Raw genomic sequence first — 14,294 nt, forward strand, 5'->3', positions numbered from 1 at the left:
GCGATGACCTAAGAGGTGACAGCCGCGGAGGGAATACGGACGCCATTCATGGCGCTGTGTCTCTTCCCGGCCCCCGCCCGTTCCGCCGGTCAATCCCCAAGCCGGCGGTCGGCTCCAGTCCGTCCAGGACGGGGCCGGAAGCCGTTTTCCAACGTTCCGAGAGGTTGTTCGTGTCGGCCAGCACATCCCGTACGCTCCCGCCGGAGATCGCCGAGTCCGTCTCTGTCATGGCTCTCATTGAGCGGGGAAAGGCTGAGGGGCAGATCGCCGGCGACGATGTGCGTCGGGCCTTCGAAGCTGACCAGATTCCGGCCACTCAGTGGAAGAACGTACTGCGCAGCCTCAACCAGATCCTTGAGGAAGAGGGTGTGACGCTGATGGTCAGTGCCGCGGAGCCCAAGCGCACCCGAAAGAGCGTCGCAGCGAAGAGTCCGGCCAAGCGCACCGCCACCAAGACGGTCGCGGCGAAGACGGTGACCACCAGGAAGGCCACCGCCACGGCCGCCCCGGCCGTGTCCCCCGTCGTAGCCGACGATCCGACCGACGAGACGGCGGCCGCCAAGAAGGCCGCCGCCAAGAAGGCCGCCCCCACCGCGAAGAAGGCGGCCGCGAAGAAGACCGCGACCGCCGCGAAGAAGGCGGTGCCGGCGAAGAAGACCGCCGCCAAGAAGGACGACGCCGAGCTTCTCGAGGAAGAGGTTCTCGAGGAGGCCAAGGCGGGCGCCGAGGAGCCCGAGGGCACCGAGAGCGCGGGCTTCGTCCTGTCCGACGAGGACGAGGACGACGCGCCGGCGCAGCAGGTCGCCGCCGCCGGTGCCACCGCCGACCCGGTCAAGGACTACCTCAAGCAGATCGGCAAGGTCCCGCTGCTCAACGCCGAGCAGGAGGTCGAGCTCGCCAAGCGCATCGAGGCCGGTCTGTTCGCCGAGGACAAGCTGGCCAACGCCGACAAGCTCGCCCCGAAGCTCAAGCGCGAGCTGGAGATCATCGCCGAGGACGGGCGCCGAGCCAAGAACCACCTCCTGGAGGCCAACCTCCGTCTGGTGGTCTCCCTGGCCAAGCGCTACACCGGCCGTGGCATGCTCTTCCTGGATCTCATCCAGGAGGGCAACCTCGGTCTGATCCGCGCGGTCGAGAAGTTCGACTACACCAAGGGCTACAAGTTCTCCACGTACGCCACCTGGTGGATCCGTCAGGCGATCACCCGCGCCATGGCCGACCAGGCCCGCACCATCCGTATCCCGGTGCACATGGTCGAGGTCATCAACAAGCTCGCGCGCGTGCAGCGCCAGATGCTCCAGGACCTGGGCCGCGAGCCCACCCCGGAGGAGCTGGCCAAGGAACTCGACATGACCCCCGAGAAGGTCATCGAGGTCCAGAAGTACGGCCGTGAGCCCATCTCCCTGCACACCCCGCTGGGTGAGGACGGTGACAGCGAGTTCGGTGACCTCATCGAGGACTCCGAGGCCGTCGTCCCCGCCGACGCCGTCAGCTTCACGCTTCTCCAGGAGCAGCTGCACTCGGTGCTGGACACCCTGTCCGAGCGCGAGGCCGGTGTCGTCTCTATGCGGTTCGGTCTCACCGACGGTCAGCCGAAGACCCTCGACGAGATCGGCAAGGTCTACGGCGTCACGCGTGAGCGCATCCGCCAGATCGAGTCCAAGACCATGTCGAAGCTGCGTCACCCCTCGCGTTCCCAGGTGCTGCGCGACTACCTCGACTAGGTCGCCCTCCTACGATGTCGAAGGCCCGGCTCCCTGTGGGGAGCCGGGCCTTCGGGCTGCGGGTCGCGATGCACTGGATGACTCTGGGTGTCCTGGTACCACCCAGAGTGAGGAGTGTGCATGCGCCGCCCTTCCATCCCGGTCCTGATCCGACCGCTGCTCCTGGCGGCCGTCGCCGCCGTGATACCGCTGGCCGGCCCGCCTCCGGCAGCCGCCGACAGCGTTGTCGTCGGCGGGTTCCCCGTCGACGTCTCCCAGACTCCCTGGACAGTCGCGCTGTCCAGCCGTGACCGATTCGGGGGTACGCGGGCCGGCCAGTTCTGTGGCGGCGTGGCGATCGGCCGGACCACCGTGCTGACCGCGGCCCACTGCCTGGCCGACGAGGTGATCGGGGGACCCTCCGACCGGGTGCACGACCTCAAGGTCATCGCCGGCCGCACGGATCTGCTCTCGGCGCAGGGCCAGGAGATCCCGGTGACCGTCGCCCGGGTCAATCCGCGTTACGACGCCGATGCGAACACCGGCGACTTCGCCGTTCTCACCCTCGCCAAGCCCCTGCCCGCCGACGCCGTCGTCAAGATGGCCGCCGAGGGGGACACCGCCTACCGGACCGGCACCGGTGCCCTGGTCTCCGGATGGGGCGACGTCACGGGCGGCGGCGACTACGCGCGCCGGCTGTACGCCGCACAGGTGCATGTGCTGCCCGACGAGGCGTGCGAGCGCGCCTATCCCGGCGGCGCCGACGGCACCTACCGGGCGGATGCCATGGTGTGCGCCGGTGAGGCCCTGGGCGGCCCCGACGCCTGCCAGGGCGACAGCGGGGGACCGCTGGTCGCCGGCGGGCGGCTGATCGGACTCGTGTCGTGGGGCAGCGGCTGCGGGCGCCCGGGAAGTCCCGGCGTCTACACGCGCGTCTCCGAGGTCGTCCGGGCTCTGGGGCCGGGCGGTGCCTTCAGTGGCTCACGGCGGCCTCAGGGGGCCTCCTGAGGGCTGTCGCGGCTACATGACGACGGGCGGTCGCTCCCGGGGGAGCGGCCGCCCGTTCACCGGCCTGGGCCGGCGCTGGCTCGTCGTGGGTGCGAGAGGTCAGCGCTCATCTTCGGAGGCGTTGTTCGGAACGGACGTCAGCCGCTCCGTCTCGTCCTGTATCTCAGCGGCGATCTTCTTGAGTTCCGGCTCGAACTTGCGACCGTGGTGGGCGCAGAAGAGCAGTTCTCCGCCGCTGAGCAGCACGACGCGCAGGTATGCCTGGGCGCCGCAGCGGTCGCAGCGATCGGCGGCCGTCAGGTGGCTCGCGGGGGTCAGAACAGTAGTCACGTCGCCTCTTCTCTAGCTCGACGAGCTGTCGTACCAGGGTCAACATCCAACCAGCCCGAAAACGTTCCCGCTCGGGGCTTCTCCTCGAAAAAAATCTTTCGAGGTGGCCGTCTGCTGCCGGTTGGCGGCGAATGTGCCGTATTGCGTCGTCTTAGGTGCTTACGGGTTCGCGCGGTTCATCGGTCTCATCCTCCCGGCCGGGTTGCCGGTTGTTTGTGAGGACGTGCCCGGAGCCTAAATGGTTCATGCCTCGAAGGGAACGTGATATGTACTTCACTCCATCGAGGGATCGAACACGCATACGACCGTGGACTAGTGTGAGTTCATGACGAGGGTGGCGTTACAACGGCTCTACCAGGCCTCGGTACCCTCTCAACGGCGACCGAAGCCGGCCCCTTACCCAAAAGGGGCTTCACTGAAATTCAGCGAGGAGCGAACCGCGTGACCGCCGATACGTCCGTGCCGTCCACAGCGCTGCTGGCAGGAGCAGACCGGGACGGCTCCAACTACACCGCGCGGCACCTTCTCGTCCTCGAGGGCCTCGAAGCAGTGCGCAAGCGCCCCGGTATGTACATCGGCTCGACCGACAGTCGCGGTCTGATGCACTGTCTGTGGGAGATCATCGACAACGCCGTGGACGAGGCCCTGGGCGGCTACGGCGACCACATCGAGGTCATCCTCCACGACGACGGCTCCGTCGAGGTCCGGGACAACGGCCGCGGCATCCCCGTGGACGTCGAGCCCAAGACCGGCCTGTCCGGCGTCGAGGTCGTGATGACCAAGCTGCACGCCGGCGGCAAGTTCGGCGGCGGCTCGTACGCGGCCTCCGGCGGTCTGCACGGCGTCGGAGCCTCGGTGGTCAACGCGCTCTCCGCGCGGCTCGACGTCGAGGTGGACCGCGGCGGCCATGTGCACGCGATCAGCTTCCGCCGCGGTGTCCCGGGTGTCTTCGCAGGTGAGGGCCCGGACGCGAAGTTCGAGGCCAAGAGCGGGCTGCGCAAGACCAAGAAGATCCCCAGGACCCGCAACGGCACGCGCGTGCGGTACTGGGCCGACCGCCAGATCTTCCTCAAGGACGCCAAGCTCACTCTGGAGACCCTCCATCAGCGGGCCCGCCAGACCGCGTTCCTGGTGCCCGGCCTGACGATCGTCGTCCGTGACGAGTACGGCCTCGGCCCGGACGGCAGCAAGGGCGAGGAGTCCTTCCGTTTCGACGGTGGTATCAGCGAGTTCTGCGAGTACCTGGCCACCGACAAGCCGGTCTGCGACGTCCTCCGTTTCTCCGGACAGGGCACCTTCAAGGAGACCGTCCCGGTCCTGGACGAGCACGGCCAGATGACCCCCACCGAGGTCACCCGTGAACTCGGCGTCGACGTGGCGCTGCGCTGGGGCACCGGTTACGACACGACCATGAGGTCGTTCGTCAACATCATCGCCACGCCCAAGGGCGGCACCCACATGGCCGGCTTCGAGCAGGCCGTCCGCGAGACCCTCAACGAGGTGCTGCGCGCCAAGAAGCTGCTGCGCGTCGCCGAGGACGACATCGTCAAGGACGACGCCCTGGAGGGCCTCACCGCCGTCGTCACCGTCCGCCTCGCCGAGCCGCAGTTCGAGGGCCAGACCAAGGAGGTCCTCGGCACCTCGGCGGCCCGCCGGATCGTGAACAACGTGGTCACCAGGGAACTGAAGGCGTTCCTCACCTCCACCAAGCGTGACGCGGCCGCCCAGGCCCGCGTGGTCCTGGAGAAGGTGGTCGCCGCCGCGCGGACCCGTATCGCCGCCCGCCAGCACAAGGACGCGCAGCGCCGGAAGACGGCCCTGGAGTCCTCGTCCCTGCCGGCCAAGCTCGCCGACTGCCGCAGCGACGACGTCGAGCGCAGCGAGCTCTTCATCGTCGAGGGCGACTCCGCGCTCGGTACGGCGAAGCTGGCCCGGAACTCGGAGTTCCAGGCGTTGCTGCCGATCCGGGGCAAGATCCTCAACGTGCAGCGGTCCTCGGTGACGGACATGCTCAAGAACGCCGAGTGCGGTGCGATCATCCAGGTCATAGGGGCGGGTTCCGGCCGCACCTTCGACATCGACGCGGCCCGCTACGGCAAGATCATCATGATGACCGACGCCGATGTCGACGGCTCGCACATCCGCTGTCTGCTGCTGACGCTGTTCCAGCGCTACATGCGGCCCATGGTCGAGGCCGGCCGCGTCTTCGCGGCGGTGCCGCCGCTGCACCGCATCGAGATCGTCCAGCCCAAGAAGGGCCAGGACAAGTACGTGTACACGTACTCGGACCGTGAGCTGCGCGACAAGCTCATGGAGTTCCAGAGCAAGGGCATCCGGTACAAGGACTCCATCCAGCGCTACAAGGGTCTCGGCGAGATGGACGCCGACCAGCTGGCCGAGACGACCATGGACCCGCGCCACCGCACCCTGCGCCGGATCAACCTCTCCGACCTCGAAGCGGCGGAGCAGGTCTTCGACCTGCTGATGGGCAACGACGTGGCCCCTCGAAAGGAGTTCATCTCCGGCTCGGCGGCGACGCTGGACCGGTCGCGCATCGACGCGTAGCCGCTGCGCCGGGCTTTGGCCGGTGGGGTGGTGAGCTGGGCGCCAGCCAAGGTGGGCGCCGGTGGAGGTGGGGCAACGGAGAAGGTGGGCGGCGGTCAGTTACACGGTGCCCGCCGCCCGTCGTCCGCGGGTTGGCGCCTGCCGCCCGTCGGCTGCCGGTCGGCGCCTGTTTCTTGTCGCCCACCGGTTTTCGCCGGCCCGTCCCCGCCCCTCTGACATGGCGCCTGGCGGCGGCCACGCGGCACAGTGGCCTCCCGACATGGCGCCCCGCCGACCATCACGCGGCAGTGGTCCGTGCAGCCCCGCGCAGGGTTCTCTCCACCCGGGGGTGGAGAGAACCCGCCCGTCGGATTCCACCCGTGATCCACCCACGCTCCGATCTGCTGACCTGCGCGTTTCCGTAGCGTCGGAGGTGTCGGCGGCTCCCGCTCCCGGCACCGCCCCTTCCGCTCACGGAGGCTCTGATGGCCGGGCTCGTCAACGCGTTGCTGATCGTGGCAGTCGTCGTCGTGGTGATCGTGCGCCAGTTCCGCGCACGCCCGATCGACACCGGACGGCGCTGGTGGCTGCTGCCCGTGATCCTCGCGGTCGTCGCGCTGCGCGAACCCGGCATACTCGATGCCCATCACCGCACGGAATCCGCGCTGCTGCTCGGCGCCGAGATGCTGGTGGGACTCGGGACGGGCGCCGCCTGGGCCTGGACCACCCGGGTGTGGACGGAGCCCGACGGAGTCGTCTGGACCAAGAGCACCAAGGCCAGCGCTTCTGTCTGGTTCGTCGGGATAGCCGTGCGTGTCGGTCTCCTCGCCCTCGGCACCCTCGTCGGCGTCCATCAGGACAGCTCGACCCTCATGCTCGGACTGGCGGTCACCCTGCTGGTTCGCGCCGGCATCCTCGTCTGGCGTGCGCAGTCCCTCCTCTCCGCCCCGTCCGGGGGCAGCCCCACCCGGGCGTACGGTGACGGCATGGCCCGGGTCACCAGGAAGGAAGGCGTGTGACGGAGAACGTCTGGATGCGCTGGCCCTCGCGTGAGGCGCTGAGCCGCGCGGGGGTCTCCCGGCCCCGGCGCACGCTCGCCTGGGCCGTGCGACTGATGCTCCTCGCCCTGCTGCTGTGGGGCGCCTTCAGCCAGTCGCACATCCACGGCTGGAACGTGGCCGCGGCCGTGGCGGGTGTCGTCGTGACCGCCGTGGCCTCCTGGGGCTTCTACCGGACCACCTACGCCCACCGGCTCGTACCGGCCCTGCTCCTCTTCGGGGTCCTCCTGGCCATCGCCGTCGCGGCGGAGGCCAACGGATTCCGGGGACCCGCCCTCGTGATCTGGTGCGGCTGCGGCATCTCCGCCCTGGAGCGGCTGCCGATCGCGGTCGCGGTGCCCGTCACGTCCGTGGCCCTGGCCTCGTACTCGGCGTTCAACAATGACGTGTGGCTGACCACCGCGGCCACCGTCGTCGGATTGGCACTCGCCGGGTACGTGATGAGACTCGACGCCGAGGCCCGGGGCCACGCTCAGCGGCTGCTGGCACAGGAGCGCGCGGCGAGAGCCGCCGAGGCGGAGTCGGCGGCGCTGGCGGAGCGGGCCAGGATCGCGCGGGAGATCCACGATGTGCTGGCCCACAGCCTCTCGGCCCAGATGGTGCACCTGGAGGCGGCGCGGCTGCTGATCGAGCGCGGAGCCGACCGGGAGCAGATTCTCGAACGGGTGGTGGCCGCCCGGGGTATGGCCCGGGACGGACTCGCCGAGACCCGCCAGGCCCTGTCCGCCCTGCGCGGCGAGCTGACCCCGCTGGAGGAGTTCCTCACGGAGATCGTCGCAACGACGGACGGCGCCGAGGTCACCGTCACGGGTGAACGCAGGGCCCTGCGCGCAGAGGCTTCACAGACCGTACGACGCGTCGCCCAGGAGGCGCTGACGAATGTCCGCAAGCACGCCTACGGCGCCAAGGTTCAGATACGGCTGGACTACCAGGAGCACGAAGTGACCCTGAACGTGAGGGACTCGGGTGGGCGTCCCGGCGAACTCACCGACGCCGGCGGCGGGTACGGTCTGCTCGGTATGCGGGAGCGGGCCGAGTTGCTGGGCGGGTCGCTGGAGGCAGGGCGTGGTGACGAGGGGTTCGAGGTGACGTTGAGGGTGCCCGTATGACGGAGACCGAGGGGGAGAAGAAGCCCGCGCGGGTGGTCGTCGCCGACGACCAGACCGTGGTCAGGGAAGGCATCGTGATGCTCCTCGGCCTGCTGTCCGGCGTGGAGGTCGTGGGAGCGGCGGGCGACGGGGAGGAGGCGGTACGGCTGGTCGCCGAACTTGCCCCGGACGTGGTGCTGATGGACCTGCGGATGCCCCGCTGCGACGGTGTGGAGGCGACGCGGCGGATCAGATCGGAGTACCCGGGTACGCAGGTCGTGGTGCTCACCACGTTCGCGGACGACGAGTCGCTGTTCCCGGCGCTGAGAGCCGGTGCCCGTGGCTATCTCACCAAGGACGCGGGCGGCGACGAGATCGTGCGGGCGGTGCAGAGCGTGCTCTCGGGAGACGCGGGACTGTCGCCGAGCATCCAACGGCGGTTGCTGGAAAGGCTGTCGCAGCCCGAGCCGGCGCCCCTGGCCACCGAGGCGCCCGACGGACTGACCGCGCGGGAGACCGAGGTCCTGGTGCTGATCGCCGAGGGGCTCACCAACCAGGAGATCGCCCGTCGGCTGCATGTCTCCACCGCGACCGTGAAGACGCACATCAACAACCTGTTCGCCAAGACGGGGCTCAAGGACCGGGCCCAGGCGGTTCGTTACGCCTACGGGAAGGGATTGGTACGGCCACCAGCGGATTGAGTCACCTAATGGGGTGAAGAGCCAGGGGAGAAGAGTCGGGGATCTTCCCGATCTGTCCATCCTTGGGCATGCAGTCAAGCAACGGTCGCCACCGCGACGGCGAGGGCGGTCCCGAGAGTTCGGCCGAGCAGCACGAGGACCAGGGCGAGTACGGCACGGCCTCCCGAGAAGTCAGGTACGAGGACCCCTGGTACGACGCACTGGCCTCCGGCTGGGGCGAGCTGGACGGCACCGGGGTACCGTCTCCCGCCGTGCCGGCCTCGCGAACGGAGTGGGAGGGGGCGGCCGTTCGCGCCCGTGACGTGTATCTGGAGGTGCAGCGCAGCGCGGCCTTCCAGGAGGTACGCAGCCGCTACCGGAGGTTCGTGGTGCCGGGAGTCGCCGTCTTCCTCACCTGGTACGTGGGGTACGTGGTGACCGCGACGAGTGCGCCGGGGCTGATGGCCAGGCCCGTCGCGGGGGCGGTGAACGTGGCGATGGTCGCGGGTCTCGGGCAGTTCCTCACCACGTTCCTGCTCACCTGGGCCTACGCCCGGCATGCGCGGTTGCGCAGGGACCGTGCCGCGCTGGAGCTGCGCTGGGACACCCAGGAGCTGACTCGGGGCGCTCGGGGTGGTGAGTGATGACGGGGCATCATCAGACGCTGGCGTTGCTGCTGTTCAGCGCGTTCGTCGCGGTGACGCTCGGAATCACGACGTGGGTGAGCCGGAGACGGCATGGTTCGGCGGAGGAGTTCTACGTCGGCGGGCGGCTCTTCTCCCCGATGGAAAATGGTTTTGCCATCGCGGGCGACTACATGTCGGCGGCTTCCTTCCTGGGTGTGACCGGGCTGATCGCGCTCTTCGGCTACGACGGGCTGCTGTATGTGGTGGGCTTCCTGGTCGCCTGGCTGGTCGTGCTGTTCCTGGTGGCCGAACTGGTGCGCAACTGCGGGCGGTTCACGCTCGCCGATGTGATCGCGGCGCGGATGCGGGAGCGGCCGGTGCGGATCGCGGCGGGAACTTCCTCGATCACCGTGTCCGTTCTCTATTTGGTGGCGCAAATGGTGGGAGCGGGCAGCCTGGTGGCGCTGTTGCTGGGGCGGACGAGCCAGGCCGCGCAGGCGTGGACGGTCATCGGGGTCGGCGCACTGATGGTGATCTATGTGTCGTTGGGAGGGATGCGGGCGACCACCTGGATCCAGATCGTGAAGGCGGTCCTGCTGCTCAGCGGGACGGTGGTGCTGACCGTGCTGGTGCTGATGCGGTTCCACGGCGACATCGACCGCCTGCTGCTCACGGCAGCCGACCGCAGCGGACACGGGCAGGCGTTCCTGGCGCCGGGCCTCAAGTACGGCGGTAGCTGGAGCGCGCGGCTGGACTTCATCAGCCTGGGGCTGGCGCTGGTGCTGGGCACAGCGGGGCTGCCGCACATCCTGTCCCGTTTCTACACGGTGCCCACGGCGCGGGCGGCACGGCGTTCGGCGGTCTGGTCGATCGGGCTGATCGGCGGTTTCTACCTGATGACGATCGTGCTCGGTTTCGGGGCGGCCGCCCTCGTCGGGCCGGACGCGGTGCGCGCGTCGAACGCGTCGGGGAACACGGCTGTTCCGCTGCTGGCGCTCGATCTGGGCGGTGGCGCGGGCTCCACAGGCGGAACGGTTCTGTTCGCGGTGGTCGCGGCCGTCGCCTTCGCGACGATCCTCGCGGTGGTCGCCGGGATCACCCTCGCCTCCTCGGCCTCCGTCGCCCACGACCTGTACGCCTCGCTGCGCAGGCCGCACGCCAAGCAGCGCAGCGAGGTGACGGTGGCGCGCACGGCTGCGGTCGGCATCGGGGTGGTGGCGATCGCCCTCGGCCTGCTGGCCCGTGACATGAACGTCGCCTTCCTGGTGGGGCTGGCCTTCGCGGTGGCCGCCTCCGCGAACCTGCCCGCGCTGCTGTACTCGCTGTTCTGGCGGGGTTTCACGACTCGCGGCGCGGTATGGGCCGTGTACGGCGGGCTGGTTCCGGCGCTGGCACTGGTGGTGCTGTCGCCGGTGGTGTCGGGAAGCCCGGGCGCGCTGTTCCCGGGCGTGGACTTCCAGTACTTCCCGTTGCAGAACCCGGGGATCGTCTCCATCCCGCTGGGCTTCCTCGCCGGCTGGCTGGGCACCGTCACCTCGGACGAGGTCCCGGACGAGGCCAAGCACGCGGAGACCGAGGTGCGGTCGCTGACCGGGGCGGGGGCCGTCTGACCCGCCGCGGAGCCGCTACGGCGCCACCCAGGCGTACCGGTGCTCCGGGCGGCCCGTGTCGCCGTACTTCAGGGAGAGGCGGAGTCGGCCCGCCTGTTCCAGATGGCGGAGGTAGCGCTGGGCGGTGGAGCGGCTGAGGCCGGTCTCGGCGGCGACCTCGTGGGCGGAGAGCGGATGGTCGGCGCGGTGCAGGACACCGCAGATGAGGTCCGTCGTGGGCTCGGACTGGCCGCTGGGCAGGCCCGGCGCGGACGGTGCCGGTGAGGTGCGCAGGGCTCCGAAGATCCGGTCGACCTGCTCCTGGCCCGTCAGGCCCCGGCCGCCGACCCGGTCGACGGTACGGCGCAGGGCCGCATAGGAGTCGAGGCGGGTGCGCAGGGCGGCGAAGGTGAACGGTTTGACCAGGTAGTGCAGGGCGCCCAGGCGCATGGCCTTCTGGACGGTGGTCACATCGCTGGCGGCCGTGATCATGATGACGTCGGTGCCATGTCCCTGTTCCCGCATCCGGTGGACGAGTTCGAGGCCGGTCTGGTCCGGCAGGTAGTGGTCCAGCAGGACCAGGTCGATGGTGCCGCGGTTCACGGCGGCCAGGGCCTGGGCGGCGCTGTGCGCGCGGGCGGCCACCCGGAAGCCGGGAACCTTCCCCACGTACTTGGCGTTTATCTCAGCGACGCGGAAGTCGTCATCGACCACCAGGACGTCAATCATCAGGCCTCTCCTTCAAGGCCGGCGAGCGTTAAGCCCGTGTTTCGGCTCCGCAGTTGTAGCGCGAGCAAAAAGAGCACAACAGATGCTTGCGAGCAAAAGAACGGCTTGCGCCCAGAAGACTGCTGTCGTGGTCCGGCTCACACATACCGTCCCGGCCCATGAGCGCAGACACCAGCCCCGCCATCGAGCTGCGGGGCGCGAGCAAGATCTTCAAGACCCCGTCGGGGGGTCTGCACACGGCTGTCCGCGACCTTGACCTCACCGTGGGGCGTGGTGAGTTCGTGGCCGTCGTAGGGCCGACGGGTTGCGGCAAGTCCACCACGCTGACCCTGGTCAGCGGGCTGGAGGAGCCCAGCGAGGGCGATGTGCTGGTGGCCGGTCAGCCGGTCGCCGGCGTCGGCGACAAGGTCGGTTTCGTCTTCCAGCAGGACGCCACCTTCCCCTGGCGGACCGTGCTCTCCAACGTGATGGCCGGCCCCCGCTTCCGGGGCGTGCCCAAGGCGGAGGCGAAGGAGAAGGCCCGCGCCTGGCTGGCCAAGGTCGGTCTCGCCGCCTTCGAGGACCGTTACCCACACCAGCTCTCCGGCGGTCAGCGCAAGCGCGTGGCGCTGGCCGCGACCTTCGTCAACGACCCCGAGATCCTGCTCATGGACGAGCCGTTCTCCGCGCTCGACGTGCAGACCCGGGCCCTGATGTCGGACGAACTGCTTGAACTGTGGGAGGGCACGGGCGCCTCGGTCGTCTTCGTCACCCACGACCTGGAGGAGTCCATCGCGCTGGCCGACAAGGTCGTCGTCATGACCGCCGGGCCGGCGACCGTCAAACAGGTCTTCGACATCGACCTGCCCCGCCCCCGCAAGGTCGAGTCGGTGCGTCTGGAACCGCGGTTCATCGAGATCTACCGCGAGATCTGGGAGTCCCTCGGCGAAGAGGTCCGCATCACCCGTGAGAGGGGTGCCGCTCATGTCGCCTGAGACCCTCAGCACACCGGTCGTCGAGACGGCCAAGGCCCCGGACCGCGCGCAGTCGCGGGCCCAGGCCGCCCGCAGACGCAAGGCGATCGTGTTCGCCGTGCGCGTGCTGCTCCTGGTGGCCGTGCTCGGTCTCTGGGAGGCCCTGTCCCGGGCCGAGGTCATCGACCCGTTCAACTTCTCGATGCCGTCGAAGATCTGGGACCAGATCTGGACCTGGGTGACCCATGGCACCGCGCTCGGCCCCCTGGGCGAGCAGATCTGGTACACCCTCTACGAGGCGCTGCTCGGCTGGGTCATCGGTGTCATCGCCGGTGTGGTCTTCGGTATCGCGCTGGGGCGGATCAGCTTCCTCGCCGATGTCCTTGGTCCATACATCAAGGTGCTCAACTCGATCCCCAGGATCGTGCTCGCCCCGATCTTCGTGATCTGGTTCGGGCTCGGCGCCTCCTCCAAGGTCGCGTCCGCCGTCGTACTGGTCTTCTTCCCGGTGTTCTTCAACGCCTTCCAGGGCGCCCGCGAGGTCGACCGCAACCTGGTCGCCAACGCCCGCATCCTCGGCGCGAGCGACCGCAGGGTGACCCTCCAGGTCGTCATCCCGTCCGCCACCTCCTGGATCTTCACCAGCCTCCACGTCAGCTTCGGCTTCGCCCTCATCGGCGCGATCGTCGGCGAGTACATCGGCGCCACCAAGGGCATCGGCCTGCTCGTCGCGCAGTCGCAGGGCACCTTCAACGCGGCCGGTGTGTACGCCGCGATGGTCATCCTCGCCGTCGTCGCGCTGGCCGCCGAAGGGCTGCTCACCTTCGCCGAGCGCCGAATCTTCCGCTGGAAGCCGTCGGACTCCGACAGCTGACCACCCCCCTCCCGCTTCCTCTGCTCCTCCCCGCACCGCCCTCTCACAAGGACGTGAACCGCATGCGCAAGTCCGCCAGATACTGCACCCTGGCCGCCGCCGGCCTGCTCGCCGTCTCCTCCCTCACCGCCTGTGCCAACGACGCGGCGAGCACGGCCTCCACCGGCTCCGGCAAGGGTACGAAGGTCAAGATCATGGTCGGCGGCCTGGACAAGGTCATCTACATGCCGGCCATGCTCACCCAGCGGCTCGGCTACTTCGACGCCGAGGGCCTCGACGTGGAGCTGCTGACCGAGCCCGCCGGCGTACAGGCCGAGACCGCGCTCGTCGCCGGGCAGGTCCAGGGGACCGTCGGCTTCTACGACCACACGCTGGACCTCCAGACCAAGGGCAAGGCGGTGGAGTCCGTCGTGCAGTTCTCGCGCGCGCCCGGTGAGGTGGAGGTTGTCTCCACCAAGGCGGCCGGCGACATCAAGTCGCCCGCGGACTTCAAGGGCAAGAAGCTCGGCATCACCAGCCTCGGGTCGTCGACCGACTTCCTCACCAAGTACCTCGCCGTCAAGAACGGGGTGAAGGTCAGCGACTTCTCGCCGGTCGCCGTCGGAGCGGGCGCGACCTTCATCTCGGCGCTCCAGCAGGGCTCGATCGACGGCGGCATGACCACCGATCCGACCGTCGCGACGATCCTGGACAAGAAGGCGGGCAAGGTCCTGGTGGACATGCGGACGCCGGAGGGCTCCCAGAAGGCGCTCGGCGGCCCGTACCCGTCGTCCAGCCTGTACATGCAGACGGACTGGGTCAACGGTCACAAGGACACCGTCCAGAAGTTGGTCAATGCATTCGTCAAGACGCTCAAGTGGATGTCCACGCACAGCGCCGACGAGATCGCGGCCAAGATGCCCGCCGACTACGCCCAGGGCGACAAGGCTCTCTACACGCAGTCGATCAAGAGCACGCTGCCGATGTTCACCGACGACGGCGTGATGCCCGAGAACGGTCCGGAGACCGTGGAGAAGGTGCTCAAGGCGTTCAACACGAACATCCAGAACGCCGATGTCGACCTCGCCAAGACGTACACGACCGAGTTCGTCGAGGCCGCCAAGTAGCACGTC

General features: G+C 69.0%; 13 protein-coding genes. 11 read left to right on the forward strand and 2 right to left on the reverse strand.

Annotated elements, in window-relative coordinates; translation table 11 throughout:
- The first annotated feature begins 170 nt into the window (after window positions 1-170).
- Together ACZ5K7_RS39190 and ACZ5K7_RS39195 are read left to right on the forward strand one after the other, a co-directional pair.
- On the forward strand, window positions 171-1,724 hold the full coding sequence (locus ACZ5K7_RS39190) for an RNA polymerase sigma factor (protein ID WP_351709667.1): 1,554 nt from the start codon (window positions 171-173) through the stop codon (window positions 1,722-1,724).
- Between the two features lie 120 nt (window positions 1,725-1,844).
- On the forward strand, window positions 1,845-2,711 hold the full coding sequence (locus ACZ5K7_RS39195; RefSeq protein WP_468921620.1) for a serine protease: 867 nt from the start codon (window positions 1,845-1,847) through the stop codon (window positions 2,709-2,711).
- Between the two features lie 99 nt (window positions 2,712-2,810).
- On the opposite strand, the gene ACZ5K7_RS39200 is transcribed toward ACZ5K7_RS39195, so the two are convergent.
- Window positions 2,811-3,041, reverse strand: a complete 231-nt coding sequence (locus ACZ5K7_RS39200) for a DUF7455 domain-containing protein (protein WP_351709661.1) — start codon at window positions 3,039-3,041, stop codon at window positions 2,811-2,813.
- 441 nt (window positions 3,042-3,482) lie between these two features.
- Here ACZ5K7_RS39200 and ACZ5K7_RS39205 point away from each other — a divergent pair, with 441 nt between their 5' ends.
- The 6 genes from ACZ5K7_RS39205 (at window position 3,483) to ACZ5K7_RS39230 (ending at window position 10,647) form a co-directional block, all read left to right on the forward strand.
- Window positions 3,483-5,606, forward strand: a complete 2,124-nt coding sequence (locus ACZ5K7_RS39205) for a DNA gyrase/topoisomerase IV subunit B (RefSeq protein ID WP_468921624.1) — start codon at window positions 3,483-3,485, stop codon at window positions 5,604-5,606.
- A gap of 464 nt (window positions 5,607-6,070) precedes the next feature.
- A complete protein-coding gene (locus tag ACZ5K7_RS39210) occupies window positions 6,071-6,604 on the forward strand; it encodes a DUF1453 domain-containing protein (protein WP_468921626.1) in 534 nt (177 codons plus the stop codon).
- Window positions 6,601-7,752: a sensor histidine kinase gene (locus tag ACZ5K7_RS39215; protein ID WP_468921629.1), complete on the forward strand. Its 1,152-nt coding sequence runs from the start codon at window positions 6,601-6,603 to the stop codon at window positions 7,750-7,752. Before ACZ5K7_RS39210 ends, ACZ5K7_RS39215 begins: the two co-directional genes overlap by 4 nt.
- Window positions 7,749-8,432 (forward strand): response regulator transcription factor, encoded by a 684-nt coding sequence (locus ACZ5K7_RS39220; protein WP_351709649.1) that lies wholly within the window; start codon window positions 7,749-7,751, stop codon window positions 8,430-8,432. Before ACZ5K7_RS39215 ends, ACZ5K7_RS39220 begins: the two co-directional genes overlap by 4 nt.
- Window positions 8,433-8,500: 68 nt before the next feature.
- Window positions 8,501-9,055, forward strand: coding sequence for a DUF485 domain-containing protein (locus ACZ5K7_RS39225; protein WP_468921632.1), 555 nt, complete (start codon window positions 8,501-8,503; stop codon window positions 9,053-9,055).
- Window positions 9,055-10,647, forward strand: coding sequence for a solute symporter family protein (locus ACZ5K7_RS39230; protein ID WP_468921635.1), 1,593 nt, complete (start codon window positions 9,055-9,057; stop codon window positions 10,645-10,647). The genes ACZ5K7_RS39225 and ACZ5K7_RS39230 overlap by 1 nt, the downstream gene beginning before the upstream one ends.
- A gap of 15 nt (window positions 10,648-10,662) precedes the next feature.
- Here ACZ5K7_RS39230 and ACZ5K7_RS39235 read toward each other — a convergent pair whose 3' ends face one another.
- Window positions 10,663-11,355, reverse strand: a complete 693-nt coding sequence (locus ACZ5K7_RS39235; protein WP_351709640.1) for a response regulator — start codon at window positions 11,353-11,355, stop codon at window positions 10,663-10,665.
- Window positions 11,356-11,513: 158 nt separating this feature from the next.
- On the opposite strand from ACZ5K7_RS39235, the gene ACZ5K7_RS39240 reads away from it, so the two are divergent.
- From ACZ5K7_RS39240 to ACZ5K7_RS39250, 3 genes are all read left to right on the forward strand, one after another.
- Window positions 11,514-12,329, forward strand: coding sequence for an ABC transporter ATP-binding protein (locus tag ACZ5K7_RS39240; protein WP_351709637.1), 816 nt, complete (start codon window positions 11,514-11,516; stop codon window positions 12,327-12,329).
- Complete coding sequence (locus tag ACZ5K7_RS39245) at window positions 12,319-13,182, forward strand: ABC transporter permease (protein ID WP_351709634.1); 864 nt, start codon at window positions 12,319-12,321, stop codon at window positions 13,180-13,182. Before ACZ5K7_RS39240 ends, ACZ5K7_RS39245 begins: the two co-directional genes overlap by 11 nt.
- 62 nt (window positions 13,183-13,244) lie before the next feature.
- Window positions 13,245-14,288 carry an ABC transporter substrate-binding protein gene (locus ACZ5K7_RS39250; RefSeq protein WP_351709631.1) on the forward strand — a complete coding sequence of 348 codons (1,044 nt, stop codon included), beginning with the start codon at window positions 13,245-13,247 and terminating at the stop codon, window positions 14,286-14,288.
- Window positions 14,289-14,294: the final 6 nt, after the last annotated feature.

Source organism: Streptomyces sp. NPDC031497, assembly GCF_055580905.1.

What these genes read in the sequence shown, in the direction of transcription:
- ACZ5K7_RS39195 (WP_468921620.1), top strand. Translation starts at nt 1,845, where the DNA reads ATGCGCCGCCCTTCCATCCCGGTCCTGATCCGACCGCTGCTCCTGGCG.
- ACZ5K7_RS39210 (WP_468921626.1), top strand. Translation starts at nt 6,071, where the DNA reads ATGGCCGGGCTCGTCAACGCGTTGCTGATCGTGGCAGTCGTCGTCGTG.
- ACZ5K7_RS39220 (WP_351709649.1), top strand. Translation starts at nt 7,749, where the DNA reads ATGACGGAGACCGAGGGGGAGAAGAAGCCCGCGCGGGTGGTCGTCGCC.
- ACZ5K7_RS39225 (WP_468921632.1), top strand. Translation starts at nt 8,501, where the DNA reads ATGCAGTCAAGCAACGGTCGCCACCGCGACGGCGAGGGCGGTCCCGAG.
- ACZ5K7_RS39230 (WP_468921635.1), top strand. Translation starts at nt 9,055, where the DNA reads ATGACGGGGCATCATCAGACGCTGGCGTTGCTGCTGTTCAGCGCGTTC.
- ACZ5K7_RS39235 (WP_351709640.1), bottom strand. Translation starts at nt 11,355, where the DNA reads ATGATTGACGTCCTGGTGGTCGATGACGACTTCCGCGTCGCTGAGATA.
- ACZ5K7_RS39240 (WP_351709637.1), top strand. Translation starts at nt 11,514, where the DNA reads ATGAGCGCAGACACCAGCCCCGCCATCGAGCTGCGGGGCGCGAGCAAG.
- ACZ5K7_RS39245 (WP_351709634.1), top strand. Translation starts at nt 12,319, where the DNA reads ATGTCGCCTGAGACCCTCAGCACACCGGTCGTCGAGACGGCCAAGGCC.
- ACZ5K7_RS39250 (WP_351709631.1), top strand. Translation starts at nt 13,245, where the DNA reads ATGCGCAAGTCCGCCAGATACTGCACCCTGGCCGCCGCCGGCCTGCTC.